Annotated in this window: 15 protein-coding genes and 2 tRNA genes; 7 read left to right on the forward strand and 10 right to left on the reverse strand. The window is 66.4% G+C overall.

Annotated features, from left to right (window positions below):
* Window positions 1-49: 49 nt before the first annotated feature.
* Window positions 50-122: transfer RNA gene (locus EII42_RS10520), tRNA-Arg, on the reverse strand.
* A 189-nt stretch (window positions 123-311) separates the two neighbouring features.
* On the opposite strand from EII42_RS10520, the gene EII42_RS13310 reads away from it, so the two are divergent.
* Both EII42_RS13310 and EII42_RS13315 read left to right on the forward strand, forming a co-directional pair.
* Window positions 312-887, forward strand: coding sequence for an exonuclease domain-containing protein (locus tag EII42_RS13310; RefSeq protein ID WP_199729856.1), 576 nt, complete (start codon window positions 312-314; stop codon window positions 885-887).
* Complete coding sequence (locus EII42_RS13315) at window positions 838-1218, forward strand: hypothetical protein (protein WP_199729857.1); 381 nt, start codon at window positions 838-840, stop codon at window positions 1216-1218. Before EII42_RS13310 ends, EII42_RS13315 begins: the two co-directional genes overlap by 50 nt.
* Before the next feature lie 115 nt (window positions 1219-1333).
* Here EII42_RS13315 and EII42_RS10530 read toward each other — a convergent pair whose 3' ends face one another.
* The 7 genes from EII42_RS10530 to EII42_RS10560 all read right to left on the reverse strand — a co-directional run bounded on the left by EII42_RS10530 (window position 1334) and on the right by EII42_RS10560 (window position 12015).
* A complete protein-coding gene (locus EII42_RS10530; protein ID WP_125172084.1) occupies window positions 1334-3091 on the reverse strand; it encodes a hypothetical protein in 1758 nt (585 codons plus the stop codon).
* A 513-nt stretch (window positions 3092-3604) separates the two neighbouring features.
* Window positions 3605-5455: a hypothetical protein gene (locus EII42_RS10535; RefSeq protein WP_125172085.1), complete on the reverse strand. Its 1851-nt coding sequence runs from the start codon at window positions 5453-5455 to the stop codon at window positions 3605-3607.
* A 15-nt stretch (window positions 5456-5470) separates the two neighbouring features.
* A complete protein-coding gene (locus EII42_RS10540; protein ID WP_125172086.1) occupies window positions 5471-6091 on the reverse strand; it encodes a hypothetical protein in 621 nt (206 codons plus the stop codon).
* A gap of 87 nt (window positions 6092-6178) precedes the next feature.
* Window positions 6179-9529 (reverse strand): ATP-binding protein, encoded by a 3351-nt coding sequence (locus tag EII42_RS10545; RefSeq protein WP_233558370.1) that lies wholly within the window; start codon window positions 9527-9529, stop codon window positions 6179-6181.
* Between the two features lie 5 nt (window positions 9530-9534).
* A complete protein-coding gene (locus EII42_RS10550) occupies window positions 9535-10314 on the reverse strand; it encodes a DUF4194 domain-containing protein (protein ID WP_199729858.1) in 780 nt (259 codons plus the stop codon).
* Window positions 10307-11782 (reverse strand): DUF3375 domain-containing protein, encoded by a 1476-nt coding sequence (locus EII42_RS10555; RefSeq protein WP_125172088.1) that lies wholly within the window; start codon window positions 11780-11782, stop codon window positions 10307-10309. The genes EII42_RS10550 and EII42_RS10555 overlap by 8 nt, the downstream gene beginning before the upstream one ends.
* A gap of 141 nt (window positions 11783-11923) precedes the next feature.
* A tRNA-Ser gene (locus EII42_RS10560) sits at window positions 11924-12015 on the reverse strand.
* A 187-nt stretch (window positions 12016-12202) separates the two neighbouring features.
* On the opposite strand from EII42_RS10560, the gene EII42_RS10565 reads away from it, so the two are divergent.
* Window positions 12203-14122, forward strand: coding sequence for an LCP family protein (locus EII42_RS10565; RefSeq protein WP_125172089.1), 1920 nt, complete (start codon window positions 12203-12205; stop codon window positions 14120-14122).
* On the opposite strand, the gene EII42_RS10570 is transcribed toward EII42_RS10565, so the two are convergent.
* Entirely contained in the window at window positions 14119-14574 is a 456-nt protein-coding gene (locus EII42_RS10570; RefSeq protein WP_125172090.1) for a hypothetical protein, read from the reverse strand. The two genes, EII42_RS10565 and EII42_RS10570, sit on opposite strands and share 4 nt — an antisense overlap.
* Window positions 14575-14670: 96 nt before the next feature.
* Between EII42_RS10570 and EII42_RS10575 the strand changes: the two genes are divergently transcribed.
* Window positions 14671-16101 carry an NAD-dependent succinate-semialdehyde dehydrogenase gene (locus EII42_RS10575; protein WP_125172091.1) on the forward strand — a complete coding sequence of 477 codons (1431 nt, stop codon included), beginning with the start codon at window positions 14671-14673 and terminating at the stop codon, window positions 16099-16101.
* Here EII42_RS10575 and EII42_RS10580 read toward each other — a convergent pair.
* Window positions 16083-16688 carry a TetR/AcrR family transcriptional regulator gene (locus tag EII42_RS10580; protein WP_125172092.1) on the reverse strand — a complete coding sequence of 202 codons (606 nt, stop codon included), beginning with the start codon at window positions 16686-16688 and terminating at the stop codon, window positions 16083-16085. The genes EII42_RS10575 and EII42_RS10580 overlap by 19 nt on opposite strands.
* Window positions 16689-16770: 82 nt before the next feature.
* On the opposite strand from EII42_RS10580, the gene EII42_RS10585 reads away from it, so the two are divergent.
* The 3 genes from EII42_RS10585 (at window position 16771) to EII42_RS10595 (ending at window position 19896) form a co-directional block, all read left to right on the forward strand.
* A complete protein-coding gene (locus EII42_RS10585; RefSeq protein WP_125172093.1) occupies window positions 16771-17205 on the forward strand; it encodes a DUF2871 domain-containing protein in 435 nt (144 codons plus the stop codon).
* Between the two features lie 10 nt (window positions 17206-17215).
* Window positions 17216-18862 carry an MFS transporter gene (locus tag EII42_RS10590; protein ID WP_125172094.1) on the forward strand — a complete coding sequence of 549 codons (1647 nt, stop codon included), beginning with the start codon at window positions 17216-17218 and terminating at the stop codon, window positions 18860-18862.
* A 137-nt stretch (window positions 18863-18999) separates the two neighbouring features.
* The gene (locus EII42_RS10595) at window positions 19000-19896 is read left to right on the forward strand and encodes a hypothetical protein (RefSeq protein WP_125172095.1); all 897 of its coding nucleotides are present in this window, start codon (window positions 19000-19002) and stop codon (window positions 19894-19896) included.
* Window positions 19897-19947: the final 51 nt, after the last annotated feature.

A 19947-nucleotide genomic window follows, 5' to 3' on the forward strand; every position in this document is an offset into this window, starting at 1 on the left:
ACGCTAGTCTTGCAGAGAAAACACAAGGCCCCGTTTCCGGGGCCTTCCGCGCGCTCGGGAGGACTCGAACCCCCAACCTTCTGATCCGTAGTCAGATGCTCTATCCATTGAGCCACGAGCGCTGGTGCGTTAGAAAACTATACCCGGCTTCCCTGGGATCGCCAAATCGCGGTGGAGCCGTGTCCGCCAATCCTGATTGGGTCGGCCCGACCATCCCTGCTGGGTTCGGCGGAGCTGGGCCCGGGTGGCCCGACCAGTGGTTCGTCCCCGGTAGAGTCTGGCCGAGAGACTGGATGAGGCACAGGGGTATCATGCGATCGTTCGTGGCAATCGACTTCGAGACGGCAAATGAGCAACGCCGCTCCGCCTGCGCTGTCGGCCTTGTTCGCTTCGATTCCGACGGCGCAGTAGTTGACACCTACTACAGTCTCATCCGCCCACATCCCGAGGTCGATTACTTCAACCCGGTAAACACCTGGGTGCACGGCTTGACGGAGAGGGACGTGGAGGATGCCCCGGCTTGGGATCAGATCGCCGGGCGGGTCCACGACTTTGTTGGAGCAGACCCGATTGTGGCGCACAACATGGCATTCGACGGCTACGTGCTGTCCGATCTGGCAAACCTGTACAACACCAGGCCGATCGACAACCGAAGATTCTGCACTCTGCGGCTGGCCCGCAGCATTCTCGCCACCGAGCTGGAGCGCAAGAAGCTCAGCCACGTCTATGACTACTATTTCCCAGGCGAGACGTTTGAGCATCACAATGCCACCGCGGACGCTGAGGCCTGCGGGCGCATATTCGCGCGGATGCAGCGGGATCATTCCTACGAAAAACTTGAGGAGATTTGTCCTGCGACGCCCGCTTCACGGGCGACGCGGAGGTAACGCCGTCACAGACCATGCGACGGCGGGGCCCATCGCTCGTTATGGCAGCGGCAAAGAGGCGCTCAAAGGCGAGATCGTCGTCGCCACCGGCACGCTGCTCCACGGCCAACGTGCCGCGGTCCACGAGTTGATCATCGCGACGGGTGGTCCCCCGGGCAAGTCACTGACGAGGAAGACCACCATGCTGGTGGTAGGCATCCCAAGCTCGGGCACGCGGCTCGAAGGGTCAACCGAGTCGCGAAAGATGCTCAAGGCAACCCAACTCAGGGAGGCGGGAACGCAGATCGAGGTCGTCACTGAGGATGAGTTCTTTCAACGCCTCGAAAGCTAGGGACTACGCAAGAAGGCACCCCACAGTTGCGGCTCACCGGGCCGGACGAAAGGCCCGCCGCGCATTGGCCGGCGCGTCCAGCGCAGAGGGCAGCTACCGGAAACCGGTTTTAGCGTCAGTCCTCGTATTTTGTCCCGTAGCGCTCTTTATAGGCTTTATTGAGGTAATCGATCATGTGACCGTTAACCCCATTTTCTGCCGCACGCTTCACCTTATCCAAAGATTCCTTGTCGAAGTGATCGACCCTGAGACCAAGAAGCCCCTTGTCTTCCGGGGAGAGCGCGGGAAGGTTGAATTTGGTACCCGGAGCATCTGAGGCAAGGGTTACTGCTTGCACTTGCGTGAGGATGTCATTGGTGGTTCGGTAGGCGCGGATGAGCCCTCCGTTGGCCGCGCGGTCCACCTCGGCAATCGTGGTGCCGTTCGCAGCGGCGATGTACCTCTTCGTCGCCTCGCTGACGCCCGCGGCGTTCGCAGTGACCGCTGGGCTGTCGGTCAACAAGGCGGAGACTGCCGCGAGGCGCCCGCCAAGGGAGTGCCCGCCGAAGACGACCTTCCTGGCGTTGCCGGATTGCTCGATCGCCCCGGCAATCCCGATGGCTTGCACAGTCTGAAGGCCTGCGACCCTCGAACCGGGAATGTTTTCGAGAGCGAAATCTTGTATCAGCTTTCCATCCGACCCCTTGAAGATCACATAGTAGCGATCCCCGTTAGCGTAGACTTTCGTCCTCAGCCCGGTAGCCGGATCCGTTAGCATATGTTTTGACAGCCCAAGCTCTCTGAGCTGGGCGTCCGTGGCGACGCTGAAACCTGCAGGAAGTTCCTTATTATCCTGCTTTTCTTCGGCGAGGTGTTGCATGAGTCGGAGGAAGTCTTCGTCACCTTTCTGGGCGACCGTTCCGGTCGTGAGCGCTGCGAAACTTGTTCCCCCTGCTGCGGACCCCCCCGAGCCGAGTGCCGCGGCGGCGGACGAGAACTGGTTCCCGATCTCTCGCACCTGGTCCACAATGGGGCCGGCCTCGCTCAGCAGGGCCTGCGTGTGCGTGGTGACTACACTCATCGCCCCGGAGATTATCGCTGCCGCCACGGCGAGGAACGCCTCCAGCGCTCCGGGAACTTCCATGAGGATCATCGCCGCATAGGCTTGGAAGGCGCCCAGGATCTCCCCCGCAGCTCTCATTTCCTCCTCAAGCGCTGCCCTGCGCTTGCTCGCCGCTATCGAGCCCAGCTTCCCCGCCGAGTCGCCGAGAGCTTTAGCGGCTTCCGCCGCCCGAGTCAGGCAGCCTCCTGCGGCACGAGCGCTGGCCGAGAAGGCGTCGAACGCGTCGCCGAACCAGTTTGGCAGTTTCCCGGGCAAGGACTCTATCTCGACCGCTCCCCCTCTCATCGCGCTGGCCACTCGCGCTGCGCTGGAAACGAAACCGGAGATGCTGCCCGGATCCCCTCGAAACCTCTCCACCAACTGGCTCAACCTGGCGAACATCGACTTCACCGGGCCACCCGCCGGCTCAGGGATACCCGAGAGAACGCTCATCGCGGTGGACTCTCTGGCCAAGTCGGAAAGGTCTGAGGGAGGGCCGGCCGCGGCGCCTCCGCCGCCGAAAGAGCCAGTCGCGCTCGCCCAGGCCCCCTGCGAGAGGAGAGGAGCCCTTTTAGAGGCTCCAGAAGCGGCCAGATTCATACCGACTCTGCTGGTGTTTTCCCCGGAGAAAGAATTGAATGTAGACGCCGCCGGGCCGCCCCAGTAACCGGAAAAAACCTTCTCCACGCTGGCGGCCCTGTCCTCCGCGCACCTGTAGTCGTCCGCTGTCGCCAGCAAGCCACCCCCCATCCCCGTGACGCCGGCACCCACGGCGTCGAGGAAGTCACCCACATTGGCGGACGCGGACGTGTAGGCCCCCGAGGTCAACGACTGCAGAATCTTGGAGAAGGCAGACCCACTGGGAGGCGTGGGTTGGCTCGTTCCTTTCAGGCGGGATCCCGCCCCGTTCGCCGCCCACGAAGCCCTGTAGATCTCGTCCGGGCTGAAACCGACGCAACTCACTGAATCACGCATCCCTTCGCGTGGCTAGGATCTCATCTGCTTTTGTCGGCGGCCTTCGACGCAACTCGCTCAGCGCCGCCGACGCCTTCCCGAACACCCGCTGGGTGCTCGTCCGGGTGTCATGCTAGCCCGGCAGGGGGTCATTCCACCCCGAGATACGAACAGAATCACAGATCCGCAGGACGAGGTCCGCGCCCTGCACCAAGCAGCCGAAGGCTGGGCCGCAAGACGCATCGATTGCGACAGCCGACGTCGCAGTTTCCCCTTCACGAACACGACGTGGGCACCGCACACTGCGCGCGGCACCCACGTCAGGCGGGCTGATAGCACCCTCGAAGGAGCCTACGGCTTGTTCCTCCGGTACGCCTCGTTCAGATAGCCGATGCCATGCCCCTCGATGCTCGTGAACGAGCCATCTGACGTGTGAGCCGGGATGTCGAAGTTGACGCCAGGGGCAGTGCTGAGGCCCATGGACTCCTGTGCGTACGTCAGGGTGTCGTTGCTGGTGCGGTAGGCCCGGATCAGGCCATTGTTCGCGGCCTCATTCAGCGCCTCTACCGACGTGTTGTTGTACGCCGCAACCCTGTGCTTGGTGTCGAGGCTCACCCCGGCTGCGTTCGCGGTGACCGCCGGGCTCCCGGTCTCGAAAGCCGCAACCGCCGCCAGCCGGCCGCCGAGCGAATGCCCACCAAAGACGACGTCGCCCGCGTTGCCGGAATCTTCGATCTTCCTAGCGATATCCATGACCTGATACGTCTGCGGGCCCGTTCCGATGGCGCCGGGGATGTTCTCATTCAAGAAGTCGTGGGTATAACCATCGTTCGTTCCTTCGAAGATGACGTAGTACTTTCCGTCCTTGATGTAGACGTTCGAATTCAGCCCACTTTTCTGGTCCCTGAGCATGTCCCGGGTCAGCCCGAGTTCTGCCAGCTGCTTGTCGGTGGCCTCCGTGAAGCCCTCTGGCAGTTCTGTTCCCATGGCGAGGCTCTCCATGAGATTCAGGATAAGCTCGTCTTCCGGGTGCGCGTGGACGCCTTTGAGACTATCGGCGAAGCTCCCGTCGCTCTCGGTCGGAGAAATTGCGCCGGCGAGCGCGGCAGTGGCCCCCGAGAACTGCTGCGTGAGTTCCTGGGCTTGCTTGACGATGCCAGTGCCTTTGCTGATGAGCTTCTGCTCCTCCTCCAGCAATTCGGCCATCTTCTTACCCACAGCCACGACTGTTTCCACAGCAAACTTAACGCGGCCGCTCTCGTAGTCCTTCAGGATCTCTGGCAAGCACTTGATGAAGATCTTGCCCAACTCGTATACCGCCTCAACCCCCTTCTGGATGACCGCTTTCCGGGAGTCGCTGGCGGCAGAGCCAAGCTTCACCGCGAGAGCACCCAACTCCCTTGCGGCGGTATCCGCCTTCTGCATGCAGGACGCCTCGGCTTCCACATAGGCGGAGAAGTTGTCGAAAGCTTCCCCGAACCAGTCCGGAGTCTTTCCGGGCAGGCCTTTGATCGTCTCCGCATGTTGGCCAAGGCTTTCGCCCAGCGACGTAGTGGTCGATTCGAAATGACTGATGGAACCAGGGATCCCCAGGAACCTCTCGATGCTACGGAACAGCGGAGTGCACAAAACCTCCGCGATATCAAGTACCAGGCTCACAACCGCGGGCAGCAAGCCCTCCCCGGTAGACTCCGCATCCAGCCAGGACATGTCGTCCCCGGCGCTACAGGATCCGACGGTGAACGAGCCCCCCGCTTCCGACCAAGCTGCCTTGGGCAGCGGAGACTCGTTTTGATTCGAGGCTTTTAGCGCGACGAGATCCCAACCGCGGGTCCCGACTCGTCCAGTTTTCGCCGAATCGTGGGGTTTCACCGGCCCAAGAATGGACGTTGTCGACCCGAAAGTACTCGCAGATTCACCCGAGCCTTCCGCCGCCCACTCCTCGCGCTTGTAGTAGGAGTCAGCCGTCACTATCAGCGACTGCCCCATGCGCTCGACGCCCTCGCCGGCCGCGTCGATAAATCTGCCCACCGACCTGGTCGCGCCAAGGAAACCACCCACGTAACCCGACAGCACCGCCGAGAATGCGCTAACGCTGGGCGCGACAGGCTTCTGCAAGCCCTTGATAGCGGCGCCCTGACTGAGAACTTCCTTGGCCGCGTCACAGATCTGGGTTGGGCTGAAACCCGAACCATCTCCCATAGCTATACCTCCTTCTTAGCTAGCCAGGATTTCGTTGGTTTGTTGTTGCAAGTCGGCTTTCGCCTCTGCCAGCGCCCGCTGCAGTGCGGCGCTGATTTCCGCAGTCGGCTGGTCTTCCAACCAGCCACTTACCCACAGCTCGGCCAAGCGGCGCTGCGAATCAAGCACCACCCGCACCAACTGCTCCTCGTCACTGCCCACACCTTCAAGCTGGGCGATCCTCTCCAGCTGGCCCTCCGTCGGCGGCTTAAGTTGGGCGAACTTGGCCCGAACATGAGCATCCATCTCCTGTGGCGTGGCGTCCGGGGAAAGGCCTTCCCACAACTCGGCAGACGAGTCCGGGGGCGCGGGAAGATAGAGGAACTCTTCGACGGTCGCCCCATCGTCTTTGTCCTCTCCGCTGGCTGCGGCACGGTAGGCAGCCAGGAATGTATCCGTCCACTGCGGGCCGGGCACCGTCGGCTCCGGCGCGCTCAGCGACAGCAGCTCGCCGAAGCCATCAACCTCCACCTGGAGCCCGCCGAGCCTCGCCCGCCGCGCCCTCGGAGCGGCAGCCAGCGCCTCGAACAGCCTCGATCGCGCATCCTCCAGCAACCGCGCAACCGCCGGATCAAGTAGTTCAGGTTTCTTCCCCATGGCGAGCCACACTAACAGGCAAAAGGATCAACTCCCCTTGTTGGCAGCACATGACACGCGCAGAAACTCAAAAAATCGATCCGCCGTTCAGGAGTTCTCCGGCAGCCCAACCTTCGGCTTCGCCCAGGAGCGGCCCATCGTGTCTTTGAGGATGTCGTACTCCACGTCGACGTGCGGCTCGATTGCGCTGTACTTGTCGTTGGGCGCGCCAATGATGAGCTGGAAGCCGAGGCCCCGCCACGCACCGATGGCACGCTTCGTGAAATGCGCGTCCGCTTTGATCAACGCCTCGTCGAGGAACACCGGCGCATAGCGCGGGCGCTCGGCCGCTGCGTCGCCCAGTTGATACCTGAGCGCGGCCCCGACGATAAACGCAATCAGCTCCTGTGATTCGCCGCCCGATTTCTCCCCGATGTGGTCGTACAGCGAGACGTGCTCCTTGGTGAGAGCGTCGATCTTCTCCGCGCTGACCCGCACATGGTTTCGCGCGTCAATCAGCTCAGCGAAATCGGGCGCGCCGCGCCGAATCCGGTCGATCAGCTTTGCCATGCGCTCGTATGCCTGATGCCGCGCCTCGTCGGTGGCTGCCGCCTCGATCAGCGCCCGCACGTCCCGAAGCTCCTTGCGGAAACGCCTGCGCACCTCCGACTGGCTCTCCCGCGGCGTGATCTGCAGGCGGTGGCCATCGTCGTAGAACGGAAGATTCTGCATGATAACGTTGATGGGTTCGATCCGCTCCCTGATCTCGCGCAGCGCCCGATCCAGGGCCGAGTGCAGGTTGGCCAGGTCGTTGCCGGAGAGCTTCAGCAGGCTCGTCTTCCACTCCTGCTCCAGCTCGTGCAGGCCGCTGGTCTCCAGATCCTGCAAGATCCGCTCGAAGTCCTTCACCGACGTGTCGGGGTCGGCCCTAAGCGACGGGTTCGGCCAGTTCTCCAGGAAATTCTGGAGGGTGCGCCGCAGGTGCTCCCGCTGCTCGACGAGCGTCTCCTGCGCGGAAAGCTGCTCCTCCGCCAGCCGCTGGGCGGCACCCAGCAGGGCCGCGTCGAGACGCCGCAGCGCCTCCCGCGGGTCGTCGCCCGCCTGACCAGCGGCAGGGTCGAAGCGCTCCGCCAGGTACTGGGTTTGCTCCTCGCTCAGCTCCCGGCCCGAGCCCCGCGCCTCGTCCAAGACGGCCTGCGCTTCGTCGACCTCCTGCACGATTTCGGCCCACCGCCCCTCGATGCGGTCCCGCTCGCCCTCGGCGCGCGCCGCAGTCTTTGCATGCTCTGCGGCCTTCGCCCTGTGGCCCTCCAGCTGAGCCTTCAGCTGAGCGATCTGTGGGTTACCGCCCGTGATCTCGACGCACAGCCGCTGCCACCGCTCGTGCTCCCGCTCCAGCGAAACCACATCGATACTCGCCCACGTCGTGTCAACCACCCGCTTGTAGGCCTCGTGCGCAGCGTCGGCCGTGTTCAGCGCCTGCACCGCCGCCGTCAGCTGCTCCTGAGCCGCCGCAAGACGCGCCTTCGTCGTCGCGATCTCTTCCGCCAATTCCGCCAGCCGACGATGGTTCGAGAAACCGAGAACGTTGCGGAAACCATGCCCGCCGTGCGCGCCCCGACTGCCCTGCGAGATCTGCCCACCGATCGTCAACGCCCGCGCATGCTGATGCAGCTCGGAAACCGAATTGACGCACACGAAGTCGAACTTCTTCACCATGTGATCCTGTAGCCAGCCGGTAAACGGCGAATCCGCGTACTCCAGCCGCCCGGGCAGCAAACGGGAATCCAGCCCGTGACGGCGCTGCAACCCCGTGTGCACGCCCTCGAACCGCAGCCGCGTCTTCAGCTGCACGTCGTTGATCGCGGCCCGGAACCCGCGCAGATCCCCCTGGTCGATCAGCAGCGTCGTCGCGAAACCGCCCAGCGCCAGGTTGAACGCCTCCCGCCACGGCTCGTACTCCGTCAACACCTCCACGAGCTCGCCGACAAACGGCAAGTCCGCGGACGAAAGCCCCGCCGCCTCGGCCAGCTGGTCACGGGCCTCGTAGTGCGCTGCGGGCAGGTTGCCGCGCCGCCGTTTCGTCTGCCGCTGATCCGTTTCCAGCTCCGCCAGCCGGGCCCGCCAGGCCTCGTGCACGCCCCGCGCCTGGGCGTAAGCGTCCCGCGCGGACAGCTTTCCGTGCTCATCGGCCAACGCCGCCTGCGCCCGCTCGCGCAGCTCAGCGAACACGGCCGACGAATCCACCGTCACGCCCAGGGCGACGATGGCCTCCTCGAACCGCTGCCTCGCCCCACGCACCTCGTCGAGACGCCGCTGCGCGTGCTCCAGCTCGCGCTCGGCGGTCTCCAAGCGCCCGCCGCCGGAGCTGCGCAGCACCTCCGCCAGCGCATCGCACTGCGCCCGCTCCGTGTCGGCCAACGCCTGCTGGGCGCGAACCTCGTCGTCGAGCCGCTGCTTCCTGCGCTTCAGCTCCGCCTCCACGGCGCGCGTCAACTCCAGCCTGCGCTCGTTGCGCCACAGCACCGCGAGCGAGTCGGCGTCCGAGAAGCTGCCCAGCGAATCCAGCAGCCGCAATTGCTCAGCCGAGCGCTCGATGCGTTCCCGATAGCCGCGGATCGGGCGCAGCATCCGCACCTGCCGCTCAGCGGTCAGCATGCGCTGCCGGGTGCTCTCCAGCTCGTCGAAGTGGCTCACCACCGCGTCGGCGATGGCCAGGGTTTCCGGCTCCTCCAGCACCATCCGCTTGTACAGCTCGTCGACGGTGGTGATCTGCTGACCGGCCTGGATTCGCGCGAGCAGGCTCATGGCCTTCGCCCCGGCGCCGGCGGCCCCGATCCCGAGTACCGAGTGCAGGCGCGCCGAGAACTCGCGATCCGTCGCCACCGGCTCCAGCGCGAGCGCCTTCACCGCCGTGTCCGAGAACCGTTTGGCTGCCGCCCGCTCCAGCTGCACCAGCTCGAAGGAGTCGTGGGCCACGGCGCGCGTGCGCGGCACGTCGTCCATCGTGCGGGCGCCCGCCGGGATGTACCAGGCCCGAAGCGCGGTGAACCGGGTGCCGTCGTGGTTCACCCAGGTCATCGCCACCGCGCTCCAGGTGTCGACGCCGTCGCCGCGCAACACCCGCGCCTGCGTGCCGGCGTCGGTGCGCGACTCGTCCAGCTTTCCCCGGCCGTAGGACAGGATGTTGCGCTGCTCGTCGCTGCGCGGCCGCCCCGTGACCGCCCCGTTCGATGCCCCGTTGAAGGGCGTGGTATGCGGCATCATCAGCGCGATGTAGGCGTCCATCAGCGTCGACTTGCCCGAGCCCGAGCCGCCACACAGCAGCGTCGCCGTGGGCGAGAAGCGTATCCGATGCGCCCCGTCGTATCCGCCCCAGTTGATCAGCTGAAGCTCCTCCGCCAGCCACTGCTGGCCCAGCGATGCCGCCGGGATCAGCCCAAACAAGGTGTCCAGCATCGTCATCAGTCCTCAGCCCCTTCACCGTCGTCGGCCCAGCCGGCCTCCGCGTCCGTGTCCTCGGCGGCGGCAGCGACGATCGGCTCACCCGCCGCGGCCCGCTCCCGCAGCCAGTCGTTCAACTCGCGCAACCGCTGCGCGCTCAGCACGATCTCCACCAGCGAGCTGATGCTGAAACGCCCCTCGGATTCCTCGACGAGGATGCCGTCCTTGAGCAGCCGCGCCAGCGCCGCACGCACCTCCCGCTGCCTCCGGGCGATGTCGGCATCACCGTCACCGAAGTAGCTGAGCGCGTTGCCCTCAATCTCCTCGACGTCCACGCGCACGGAGGCCTCGCCGGCCACCGTCTCCCGCTGGTGGACCGTGCGCAGGTAGATCAGGATCAGCGTCTCGGTGCGCGAGTAGGCCTCGTCGCGCAGCAGGATCGGCACATCGAAGTCGTCACTGCGCACCTGCTGCTTGTATGCCACTCCGCGTTCCAGGTCCACCACCAGGTTGACGAAGAGGTCGTGCAGCCGCGACTCGATCACCTGCTGATTCGCCAGCAGCACGCCCCAATCCTCCCGGTTGCGCTCCGCGGACAGGAATCGGCGCTGCAGCAACCGAACCAGCACCCGGCGCACGGCGGAGTCGAGCACCCCGCGGTCCCCGGGGAAGCAGCCCTCCAGGTCGTTCTCCATCGGCACCGGCTCGACGAAGACCTCCGCCCCCGCCGCCGCCAAGGTGGCTGCCTCGTCGCTTTCAGCGCCCGAAACGCGCGGCTCCTCGCGCACAACCTCACTCATCGGTTTCCTCCTTCACAGCCTTCGCGGTGACCGCGCCGAAGGCGAAGCGACGCACAGAGCCGTCCGGGCGTCGGGCCTCCACGACGGACACCGTCTCCTGCTCCGTCATGCCATTACGGTGGGCGATCTCCAGCAGGCCGAGCAGGTCCACCGGGCGGCGAGCATCGTCGGGCACCTCGGCGAACGCCGAGGCCAGGTCGAACTCGCCCGTGTCCAGGCCCAGCAGATACTCCTCCAGCTCCCGATAGCGGGGCCCGCCCCACGCCCGGGTGTCGGCGTCCAGGAACTCCGGCTCCCCGTCGACCTCCCTGAGCGGCTCCGGGCTACCCGGCGGCTGGAGGTCGCTCAGCGACTGCCTGAGGTGGCCCAGGCCCGCGGTGGGGAACCGCCGCAGCGGCTCCACCGGCGCGTTGCCCTTCGACTCACGCACCCAGCCCTGCATCGCGGCCATCGCCTCCCGCAGCAAGTCGTCCACCTCGCGGTCCCGGACGGGGTCGTGCGTGCGCACCTGCGACGTGATCACGTGCGACGCGCGACGCTGCGCGGCCAGCACCTCCTGCACGCCCTGCTCGACACGCTTCGCGATCGTGCTCAGCTCGTCGCGCTGGCCGGGCTGCAGCAGGTTAGCGAACGGCTGCACGACGAGGTTGTTCAGCTGCTCAGTGAGCTGGTTGATGCGCTCCGGGTCGCCGATGAGCTTGAGCGCGCCCGAGAAGGCCCGCCCCTCCGGCGTCGCCTCCATCACATGCTGCCCGCGATGCAGGTAGCCGCGCAGCACCTCGCCTGCGGGCCGCACGTCGCGACGCAGCTCGGTCACCACGTCGCGCTGCATCGCCTTGATCGACTCCGCCACCCGCACGAAGTCGGCGGGCAGTTCCCGCGACAGGTGAAGGACGTTATGTGCTTCTTCCAGCAGCTGGTCGTCGCCCGCCGGCTCGAACACGCCCGCCTCCAGTCGAGCGATCTCCGCGTCCAGCTCGGATCGCTGTCGACGCAGGCTCGCCAGGCGCTGGCCCGGATCTGTCTGCGCGTTCTGGGTCAGCAGGTTCACCGAGTCGAGCAGAGTGCGCACCCGGGAACGGGAAACCAGGCTCTGGCCCCCGCCGGTGCGCCCGGCGATCTCCAGCGCGCTCACCGCCTGCGCGGACAGCCGGTAGACCTCCACATCGTCGTTGAACTGCTGCACCAGCCAGCCCACCCGCACCCAGTAGCGGCAGATCTCGCGCCCGCTGCCCGACGGCAGTTCCCGGCCGTCCTCGTCATGGCCCGCGGCCCGGAGTTGCTCGACGAAGGCCTCCACCTCGACGTGCGCGTCGGCCACCGCCACCACCGGCCGATCCGCGCTGAATAGTAGGGACAGCGAAGCTACCACGAAGTGGGCAAATCGGCCGTGCAGCAGGGCCAGGGTGGGGCTCTTGAAGGACTCCCGGGCGCGAATGTAGGCGGCCTCCGCGTTCATGTACGACATCGCGCCCAAGGCTAACCCATTCAGCGGGCCTCTCACCCACCCGGCAACTCACCCCACGCTGACAAGGCCATTCGTCCGCCGGGCCCCAGAGGAAGCAGGAAGCCCGGCAGCCGAAACTCAGGCTGCCGGGCTTCCCGACGGCGGAGGTGGCGGGATTTGAACCCGCGAGGGGGCTTTAAACCCCCAACCCGCTTAGCAGGCGGGCGCCATAGACCGTACTAGGCGACACCTCCAACGGAAGGCAACTCTACCGAAGGAAAGCCGATTACGCACAACCGGCCCACCAAGCTGCGGGCCCCGCCGCCAAAACCAGGGCCGGGCCGCCCACCTACACTCCACGAGGATCAGTACCGCACTGGTCGCGACGCTCCCCGGCAGAACGCTTTTCTGCGGCAGTTATACTTTCGCCGGAGGTAACCGATGGATCAGTCTCGACAACCGCCCAAGAGGGCTGTCGGCTCACGCGATATTTTCGCTGACCTGTACCGCGACGAACCCACTCGGGATCCCCAACCCGCCGACGCGGCCACCCCGGGCAGCCACGGCTTCTTCGATCCCCCCACCTCACCCCGGCACAGCGATCCTGGCTCACGGGAGTCGCGTCGAGAGGTGCTCTGGCGCACCCCCGACCCAGTTGACGACAGCATGCCCGTCTTCGATGACTTCTCAGAGCCGGAGCCCCGCCCCGGGCGATTCGGAAAATCCTTGGGCCTGACTATCCTGTCTGCGTTCATGCCGGGTCTTGGCCTGGTCGGCAGCAGGCAGCGCTCGCTGCGCACCATTGGTATGCTCCTCGCGCTCGCCTGCGTGCTCGTGTCCGCGCTAACCCTGGCATTCGTCGCCACCCGAGTACGGCCCGACGAGGGTGAGAGCTGGCTGGCAGCAGCAGCCACCACGGTCATCGGAATCGCGGTCGGCAAGGGCGTGCTGAATACCCTCTCCGTGCTGCTGCTCGGCCTGGGAGTGCTTTGGGTGGCCCTGATCGTCGGTACCAACCTCGCCACCCGGCCTCGCGGGTTGGGAAGAGGCAAGCGCGCCGCGGCCGCCGCCGTCGTCACAGTACTTTCACTCGGGGTGAGCGCCCCGCTCGCCGTCGGTGTCAATTACGCGCAGGCGCTCTCCGCGACGCTGCAGGGCACCTTCGCGCCCGGATCCGAGATCGTCTCCGACACCAAACCAACGATCGATGTCGGGGCAGAGAACCCGTTCGGCAACCTGGAGCGGCTGAACATTCTCCTGCTCGGCAATGACTCCGACGCGGGCCGCATCAAGCACTTCGGCCGGAAAGGCTTCGGAGTGCGCACCGACACGATCATGCTGGCCAGCATCGACACCAGGACTGGCCGGACCAGCCTTATCCAGATCCCGCGCAACGTGCCCGGCACCCCCTTCCCCAGAGACAGCGCGATGGCCAAGCAGTTCCCGAGGGGCTTCCGCGGCCCGGGGGACCCGGAAAACTGGTCGATCAACATGATCTGGGAGCACATCGAGACCGACTACCCGAAGCTGTTCGAGGGCCAGACCTTCCGCGGCGCCGAGGGCCTGAAGCAAGGCGTCGAGGGCATCACCGGGATCCGGCCGCACTACTTCATGATGCTCAACATCGACGGTCTTCGGGAGCTCATCGACGCGATGGGCGGCGTGCGGGTCAACATCAACCGAAACATCCCAATCGGCTCCGCCAAGGACGGGCAGTACCTGAAGCAGGGGCCAAACCAGCACCTGGATGGCTACCATGCCATGTGGTACGGACGCAGCCGCTCCGACAGTGACGACTATGACCGGATGCTTCGCCAGTCCTGCCTGATCAAGGCGATGGTGGAGCAGGCCAATACCACCACCATCCTCACCCGTTTCGAGGCGATTCTGGGCGCTTCCACCGACATGGTGCGCACCGACATCCCGCGGGAGGCGCTGCAGCCACTCATCGACCTCGGCATGAAAGCACGCCAGCAGCCGATGGAGCGACTGAGCTTCATCAAGGGGCGCAACGGGTACGATCCCGGCAAGCCAGACTTCGAGGCCATGCGTAGGTTCGCGCAGGAGTTCGTTGGTCAGCAGCCGGCGCAGGGCAACTCTTCCGAGGAGCAGAAGCCCCCCGCGGATCCGACCACCGAACCCGGCTCCGCGCCCGGGACGAGCGCCAAGCCCGGCTCAGCCAACAAACCAGCGCCGTCGCCCAGCGCGCCCGCCTCCTCCAAGGCCCCCGACAAGCCGGGCCAGACCAAGCCACATCAAGGGGCCGGGCAGCCCACGCCAGACAACCCTGCGGAGGAAGAGGGCGGCGAGGAATTGGGCGACGCCTGCGGCTACCACCCGGAGCCCAAGAAGAAACGCTAGTCCAGATCCTGTTCAGCGCCCCGCGCCCCAGCCAAGCGAGACAGAATCTCCTCGACCACCTCGGGCAGCTTCCGCTGCGCCGGGCCGCCGGGGAAGATGACGTGGGTGCGTCGAACGTCACCGTGATAGATGGTGATGTGAGCGGCGTCCACCGTCTGGGTCACCTTCGTGACATCCGCCCACTTCCCCTGATGGACCTGCCGGGTACCGCTGATCCGGTAGCCCTCGTCGTCGAGCCGGATCGTCACTCCAAGCCTCGACATTGAGACGATTGCTGCGGCGAAGAGCGCGATGCCTGCCATCAGCACGACGATCGCCAGTATCGCAACGACTGTCCAGGAGTTCTCTAGCGAAACCACCGCGAGAACCGCGCCCCCCAGGCTTGCGACTGCTGCGATCAGGAAGGCGCGCAGCGGTGGGCGAGGTTTCAGGAAGAAAGTGCGCTCCGACATATCGTCATCCTAGACGCGCAGGGGCCACCCAATGCGTCGGACGCTCTGGCGCGCCATAGTCTGAGTAGGGAAAAGACTCGCCGAGAAAGGACAGCCATGCCCATGCCCGCCTGCCCCACCCAGCACCACATCGGCGGCCGTTGGCTGGGCGAGCCGACGCTCACGGTGACCGACCCGGCGACCGGCCAGCCCCTGGCCCGGGTACCCGACGCCGATGCCGCCACCGCGCTCTCCGCCCTCGACGCGGCAGCCGCCGCGCAGCCGTCGTGGGCCGCTACCGAGCCCAGGACGCGCGCGGAGATACTGCGCCGGGCTTTCGACCTGATCGTCGCCGACCGCGATGGATTCGCGCTTCTGATGGCGCTTGAGATGGGCAAACCGATCGCGGAGGCACGCAGCGAGGTGACCTATGGGGCGGAGTTCCTGCGTTGGTTCTCGGAGGAGGCGGTGCGCATCCACGGCCGATACGGCCTCAGCCCGCAGGGCGCGTCACGCATCATCACGGAGCGGGTGCCCGTCGGGCCGGTCTACGCGGTGACGCCCTGGAACTTCCCGCTCGCGATGGCCGCGCGGAAGATCGCGCCAGCGCTGGCCGCCGGGTGCACCGTCGTGCTGAAGCCCGCGCTGGCCGCCCCGCTGACGAGCCTGCGCCTCGTCGAGGTGCTGGGCGAGGCCGGTCTGCCCGCCGGGGTGGTCAACGTGTTCACGACGGCGGATTCGGCGGGCGTTTCCGCCGCGCTGCTCAGCGACCGCAGGCTGCGCAAACTGACCTTCACCGGTTCGACCGAGGTGGGCCGAAGGCTGCTGGGCCTGTCCGCCGGCAACGTGTTGCGCACCTCGATGGAACTGGGCGGCAACGCTCCCTTCATCGTGCTGCCCGACGCCGACGTCGAGCAGGCCGTCGCGGGGGCGCTGGTGGCGAAGATGCGCAACAACGGGCAGGCATGCACGGCGGCGAACCGCTTCTACGTCCACGCCTCGCTTGCCGACGAGTTCCGCAGCCGCCTGGTTGCGGCGCTGTCCGCGTGGCGGGTGGGGCCTGGTGTCGAGAAGGAGACCCAGCTGGGGGCACTCATCTCCCGGGAGGCGGTGGCGGGCATCGTCGGGCTGATCGACGATGCCCTCGCCCGGGGCGCGACCCTCGACCTGGGCGGCCGCCCGGGCGACGGGCCCGGCGCGTTCCTGCCGCCGACGGTGCTGTCCGACGTCCCGCCGGGGGCGAGGGTCGTCGTCGAGGAGATTTTTGGGCCGGTCGTGGCGTTGCAGACTTTCGCCGAGGTCGACGAGGTGATCGCCCGCGCGAACGACACCGACCACGGCCTGGTGGGCTACGTTTTCGGCGAGGAGCGCTCGGCGATGGACGTCGCCCGTCGGTTGGAGAGCGGGATGGTTGGCGTGAACACCGGGCTGGTCTCGAATCCGGCGGCTCCCTTCGGCGGGGTGAAGCACTCCGGCCTCGGCCGGGAGGGGTCGTTCGAGGGGATCGATGAGTACTTGGAGACCAAGTACTACGGGGTGCCGCTCTGATCCCGAGCGGTTTTGCGAGCTGCGACGATGGCCGCCACGGCCTCGACGCAGCGGGCCTGCACCATCGTCGGATCGTCTCCGGCGTCCACCCGGTCGAAGCTGGCTTCGAGGATGGCCTGCACGTATGCGGCGGTGAGCGTTATGCCCGCGGGGTCGATGGCTCGGCATTGGGAGATGAGCATGCCGGCTAGGGACTCGTGGGCGCCGGCCACCTGGGCGAGCGCTTCGCGGCTGAGGCCGCGGGCGAGTTTCATCAGCCAGCCGTGTCCGCTGACGGCTGCCGCTGAGATGTTGCTCTCCAGGTAGGCGTAGAGCTTGGCTTCGGGGGTGTCGGCTGCCGCGACGGCGTCCTCCACCTGCGCGACCCACTGGGGTAGGTGGCGGGCAACGACGGCGGCGCGCAGTCCATCCACGGAGTCGACGTAGCGGTAGAGCGAGTTGCGGGCGATGCCTGCCGAGGCCGTCACCGCACCAGCCGTGAGCGCGCTGACGTCGCCGTCGCGCAGCAGTTCTTCGGCGGCGTCCACCAGTTTCTGGGTCATCGCCGCCCGGTGTTCCTTAACGCTCGCTGCGTTGATCCTTGGCATGGGGCCCATCATGCCACAGGTTTGCGACATGGTGTCGCAACATGCTTAAATGTTAGCGACACACCGTCTCTAAGGAGTTTCCATGGAAAAGCGCTTGTTCCAGGCCGCCGCGTTCTGGACCGCCTTCGGGCTGTTCGGCGGCGTCTTCTACCGCGAATTCACCAAGTACAACGGCTTCGACACCGTCGACAACTTCACCCAGCTCGGCGTCGTCCACACCCACACGCTGATCCTGGGCACCGTTTTCCTGCTGATCACGCTGATCCTGGAACGCGTCTTCTCCCTCAGCGCCGCAAACCCCAAGACCGCCCGCGCATTCTTCATCACCTGGAACGTCGGCCTGGCGATCTCCACCGGCATGATGCTGATCAAGGGAGTCCTCCAGGTGCTCGGCTCCGCCGTGGCCAACCATGCCGCCATCGCCGGGATCTCCGGGCTCGGACACGTCACCCTCACCGTCGCGTTCGTCCTGCTGTTCAACACGCTGGCCAAGGCGCTCAAGAAGTCCGAGCGCTGAGCGAACCCCGATGACGAGGACCACAGACCACAAGTGGTGGTCGCTATTCACCCTGGCCGCCGGGCTCGCGATGATCGTGCTCGACGGCACCATCGTCGGTGTAGCGCTGCCGACGATCATCGGCGACCTCCACCTCGACCTGGCTGAGGCGCAGTGGGTCAATGCGCTCTACGCGGTTGTGTTCGCCGCGCTGCTCATGGGCTTCGGGCGGCTCGGCGACCTCGCCGGACGTCGCCGCCTCTTCATCGGCGGCGTCGTGGTCTTCGTCATCGGGTCGGTGATCGCGGCCCTGGCCACGTCGGGCGCCAGCCTGATCGCCAGCCGAGCCGTGCAGGGCGTCGGCGGCGCAATGGTACTGCCCAGCAGCCTATCGACGGTGAACGCCACCTTCCGTGGGCGAGACCGGGCCGCAGCGTTCGGCGTGTGGGGCGCCGTCATGGCGGGCACCGCGGCCATCGGCCCGCTGCTCGGCGGGTGGCTGGTGACGATGGTGTCCTGGCAGTGGATCTTCTGGGTCAACGTGCCTGTCGGGGTCGGCGTCGTCGCGGCCGCGCTCGCCGTGGTTCGGGAGACGCGCGGCGAATCCGACGGCCGCTTCGACTGGCTCGGCCTGTTGCTGAGCGTCGCGGGCTTCGGCCTGCTGGTGTTCGCCATCATCGAGGGCCCGAGCGTCGGCTGGCTACGGCCGACGCAGGACTTCGCCCTGTTCGGGCAGATTTGGCCCGCTGATTTCCCGGTGTCGGTAGCCCTGGCCGCGCTGCTGGCCGGGGCCGGGTTCGTCGGCGCGTTCCTCGCCTGGCAGGCGCACCGACTGCGCGCCGGGCACTCCGTGATCCTGAACCTGGCACTGTTTCGGATCGCCACCTTCTCCTGGGGAAACCTGACGGCCATGGCCGTCGCGGTTGGGGAGTTCGCGCTGGTGTTCGTGCTGCCGTTGTACCTGGTGGGAGCCCTCGGGCTGAGCGCCCTGGGCGCGGGCTGGGTGCTTGCCGGGATGGCCGCTGGCGCATTCCTCTCCGGCGGCATGGCCCGCCACCTGTCCGCGCGGTTCGGAGCGCCACGCGTCGTGGTGCTGGGGCTGGCCCTGGAAGTGCTGGGGGTGGGACTAACCGCAACCCTGCTGAGCCCTGCCACGTCGCCTGTGCTGATTGCGGTGGTGCTGGCCGTGTACGGCGTCGGGTTGGGGCTCGCGTCCGCCCAGCTGACCTCGACGGTGCTGGGGGATGTGCCGCCCGAGCGGTCCGGGCAGGCCTCGGCCACCCAGTCGACCGTGCGGCAGATCGGCTCCGCGCTGGGCACCGCGGTGGCGGGCTCAGCGCTCTCCGCCGGACTCGGGGCCTTCCTCTCTCGGCGTGTGGCGGATGTGCCGGGGCTGCCCGCCGGGCAGGGCGCGGCCCTGGTCGAGGCGACGACGGCCTCCGTCGGCGGAAACCTCTCCGAGCTGAGCGCGCAGGCCGCCGCCGGCCAGCTGGGCCCGAGCGGCGCGCAGCTGGTGGACGCGCTGGCCAGCGGATTCAGCTCGGCCTCCGCGCTCGCGGTCTGGGCGGCTGCGGGATGCCTGCTCCTGGGCCTGATCGGATCGCTGAAGGTGGCCGACGCGCACCGCACTCGACACGCCGCCGAACAGCCCGAACTCCAGTTGAGTGGCCGCCGCTGACCTGCCAGGCGCCGACCACTGGGCCCATTCTGCGCTCAACCGAGCACCCGGGCCCGTTGGGTCCCGCCGGATAGCCGGAGAATGAAAGTGTCTCGGTTGGCTTCCGGTTGACCCTGTGCCGTGGAAGAATGTCCTTCATGCAGCACGAGTATTTTGACGATGAGTGGGATCCTACGGCTCCGGTGTTTTATTCGGATGGGGCCGATGGGGATGATGATAATGGTGTGGTTGGTGTGCCGGCGGCGCCTGTGTGGTCGGATGGGGATCAGCGGGCGGAGGCTGCTTTACGAGCCGAGTTGAAGGCTGTTCGGGAGGAGCTTCGACGGCTTGGCCCGGGTGTGGGGTTGGCTCGTCGGCTGGAGGTGGCTTCGCGGGTGCGGGAGGTTTCGGTGGGGTTGTCTGGGCGGGTGTCTTCGGTGGTGTCGGCTGGGGCGGATGGTGGTTTTGGTGCTGGGGGCGTGTCGGGTGGTGGGGGTTTGGTGCGGGCTTGGTTTGGTGTGGATCATCGGTTGGTGAAGGTGCGGATCAGCCCGGTGTGGTTTGACAAGCTGCGTCCGGGCCAGACGTTGGGACAGTTGTTCACGTCGGTGTTTCGTCGTTACGCGTTGAGTTTATCTCCGGCCCCGGTTTTCCCTGACAAGGCCGAGAACCCGGCCGATGTGTTGGCTGATCGCCCGTTGGGGATCCCACTGTCGGACTATTTGGCGGTGTTGGACGCGCACCGCCGGCTACGCGCCCACACCCACGCCCGCGCCCGTGCTCGGGTTGGTGGGGACCAGTCTGGGCGGGTGGTGGGACGTTTCGCTGGGGTTGAGGTGGAACTCAGTGAGGCGGGCTTGCTGGATTCGGCTTGGTTTGATGAGGTGTGGTTGGAACGGACCCAGGTGGGCAAGGTACGCGACGCGGTGGTCGCGGCCGCCGCGGACGCGTTTTCTCGGTATCGTCCCGTGCCTCGGTCTGATCAGGTGGTTGCGGCTGTGGGTGGGGAGCATGATGTGTTGCTGGCCGGGTTGAAGAGTTTCATCGGCTATTAAACAGTTTTTGGTTTTTTGGTTGTGCCTGGCTTTGTTTTCGGTCAGGAAAAA

Source organism: Tessaracoccus sp. OH4464_COT-324, from assembly GCF_003932855.1.
In the GTDB taxonomy this organism is placed as follows: Bacteria; Actinomycetota; Actinomycetes; order Propionibacteriales; family Propionibacteriaceae; genus Arachnia.

Bases quoted from the DNA above. Each gene is read 5' to 3' on its own strand.
- EII42_RS13310 (WP_199729856.1), top strand. From the start codon at position 312: ATGCGATCGTTCGTGGCAATCGACTTCGAGACGGCAAATGAGCAACGC.
- EII42_RS10535 (WP_125172085.1), bottom strand. From the start codon at position 5,455: ATGGGAGATGGTTCGGGTTTCAGCCCAACCCAGATCTGTGACGCGGCC.
- EII42_RS10540 (WP_125172086.1), bottom strand. From the start codon at position 6,091: ATGGGGAAGAAACCTGAACTACTTGATCCGGCGGTTGCGCGGTTGCTG.
- EII42_RS10545 (WP_233558370.1), bottom strand. From the start codon at position 9,529: ATGCTGGACACCTTGTTTGGGCTGATCCCGGCGGCATCGCTGGGCCAG.
- EII42_RS10550 (WP_199729858.1), bottom strand. From the start codon at position 10,314: ATGAGTGAGGTTGTGCGCGAGGAGCCGCGCGTTTCGGGCGCTGAAAGC.
- EII42_RS10555 (WP_125172088.1), bottom strand. From the start codon at position 11,782: ATGTCGTACATGAACGCGGAGGCCGCCTACATTCGCGCCCGGGAGTCC.
- EII42_RS10565 (WP_125172089.1), top strand. From the start codon at position 12,203: ATGGATCAGTCTCGACAACCGCCCAAGAGGGCTGTCGGCTCACGCGAT.
- EII42_RS10570 (WP_125172090.1), bottom strand. From the start codon at position 14,574: ATGTCGGAGCGCACTTTCTTCCTGAAACCTCGCCCACCGCTGCGCGCC.
- EII42_RS10575 (WP_125172091.1), top strand. From the start codon at position 14,671: ATGCCCATGCCCGCCTGCCCCACCCAGCACCACATCGGCGGCCGTTGG.
- EII42_RS10580 (WP_125172092.1), bottom strand. From the start codon at position 16,688: ATGCCAAGGATCAACGCAGCGAGCGTTAAGGAACACCGGGCGGCGATG.
- EII42_RS10585 (WP_125172093.1), top strand. From the start codon at position 16,771: ATGGAAAAGCGCTTGTTCCAGGCCGCCGCGTTCTGGACCGCCTTCGGG.
- EII42_RS10590 (WP_125172094.1), top strand. From the start codon at position 17,216: ATGACGAGGACCACAGACCACAAGTGGTGGTCGCTATTCACCCTGGCC.
- EII42_RS10595 (WP_125172095.1), top strand. From the start codon at position 19,000: ATGCAGCACGAGTATTTTGACGATGAGTGGGATCCTACGGCTCCGGTG.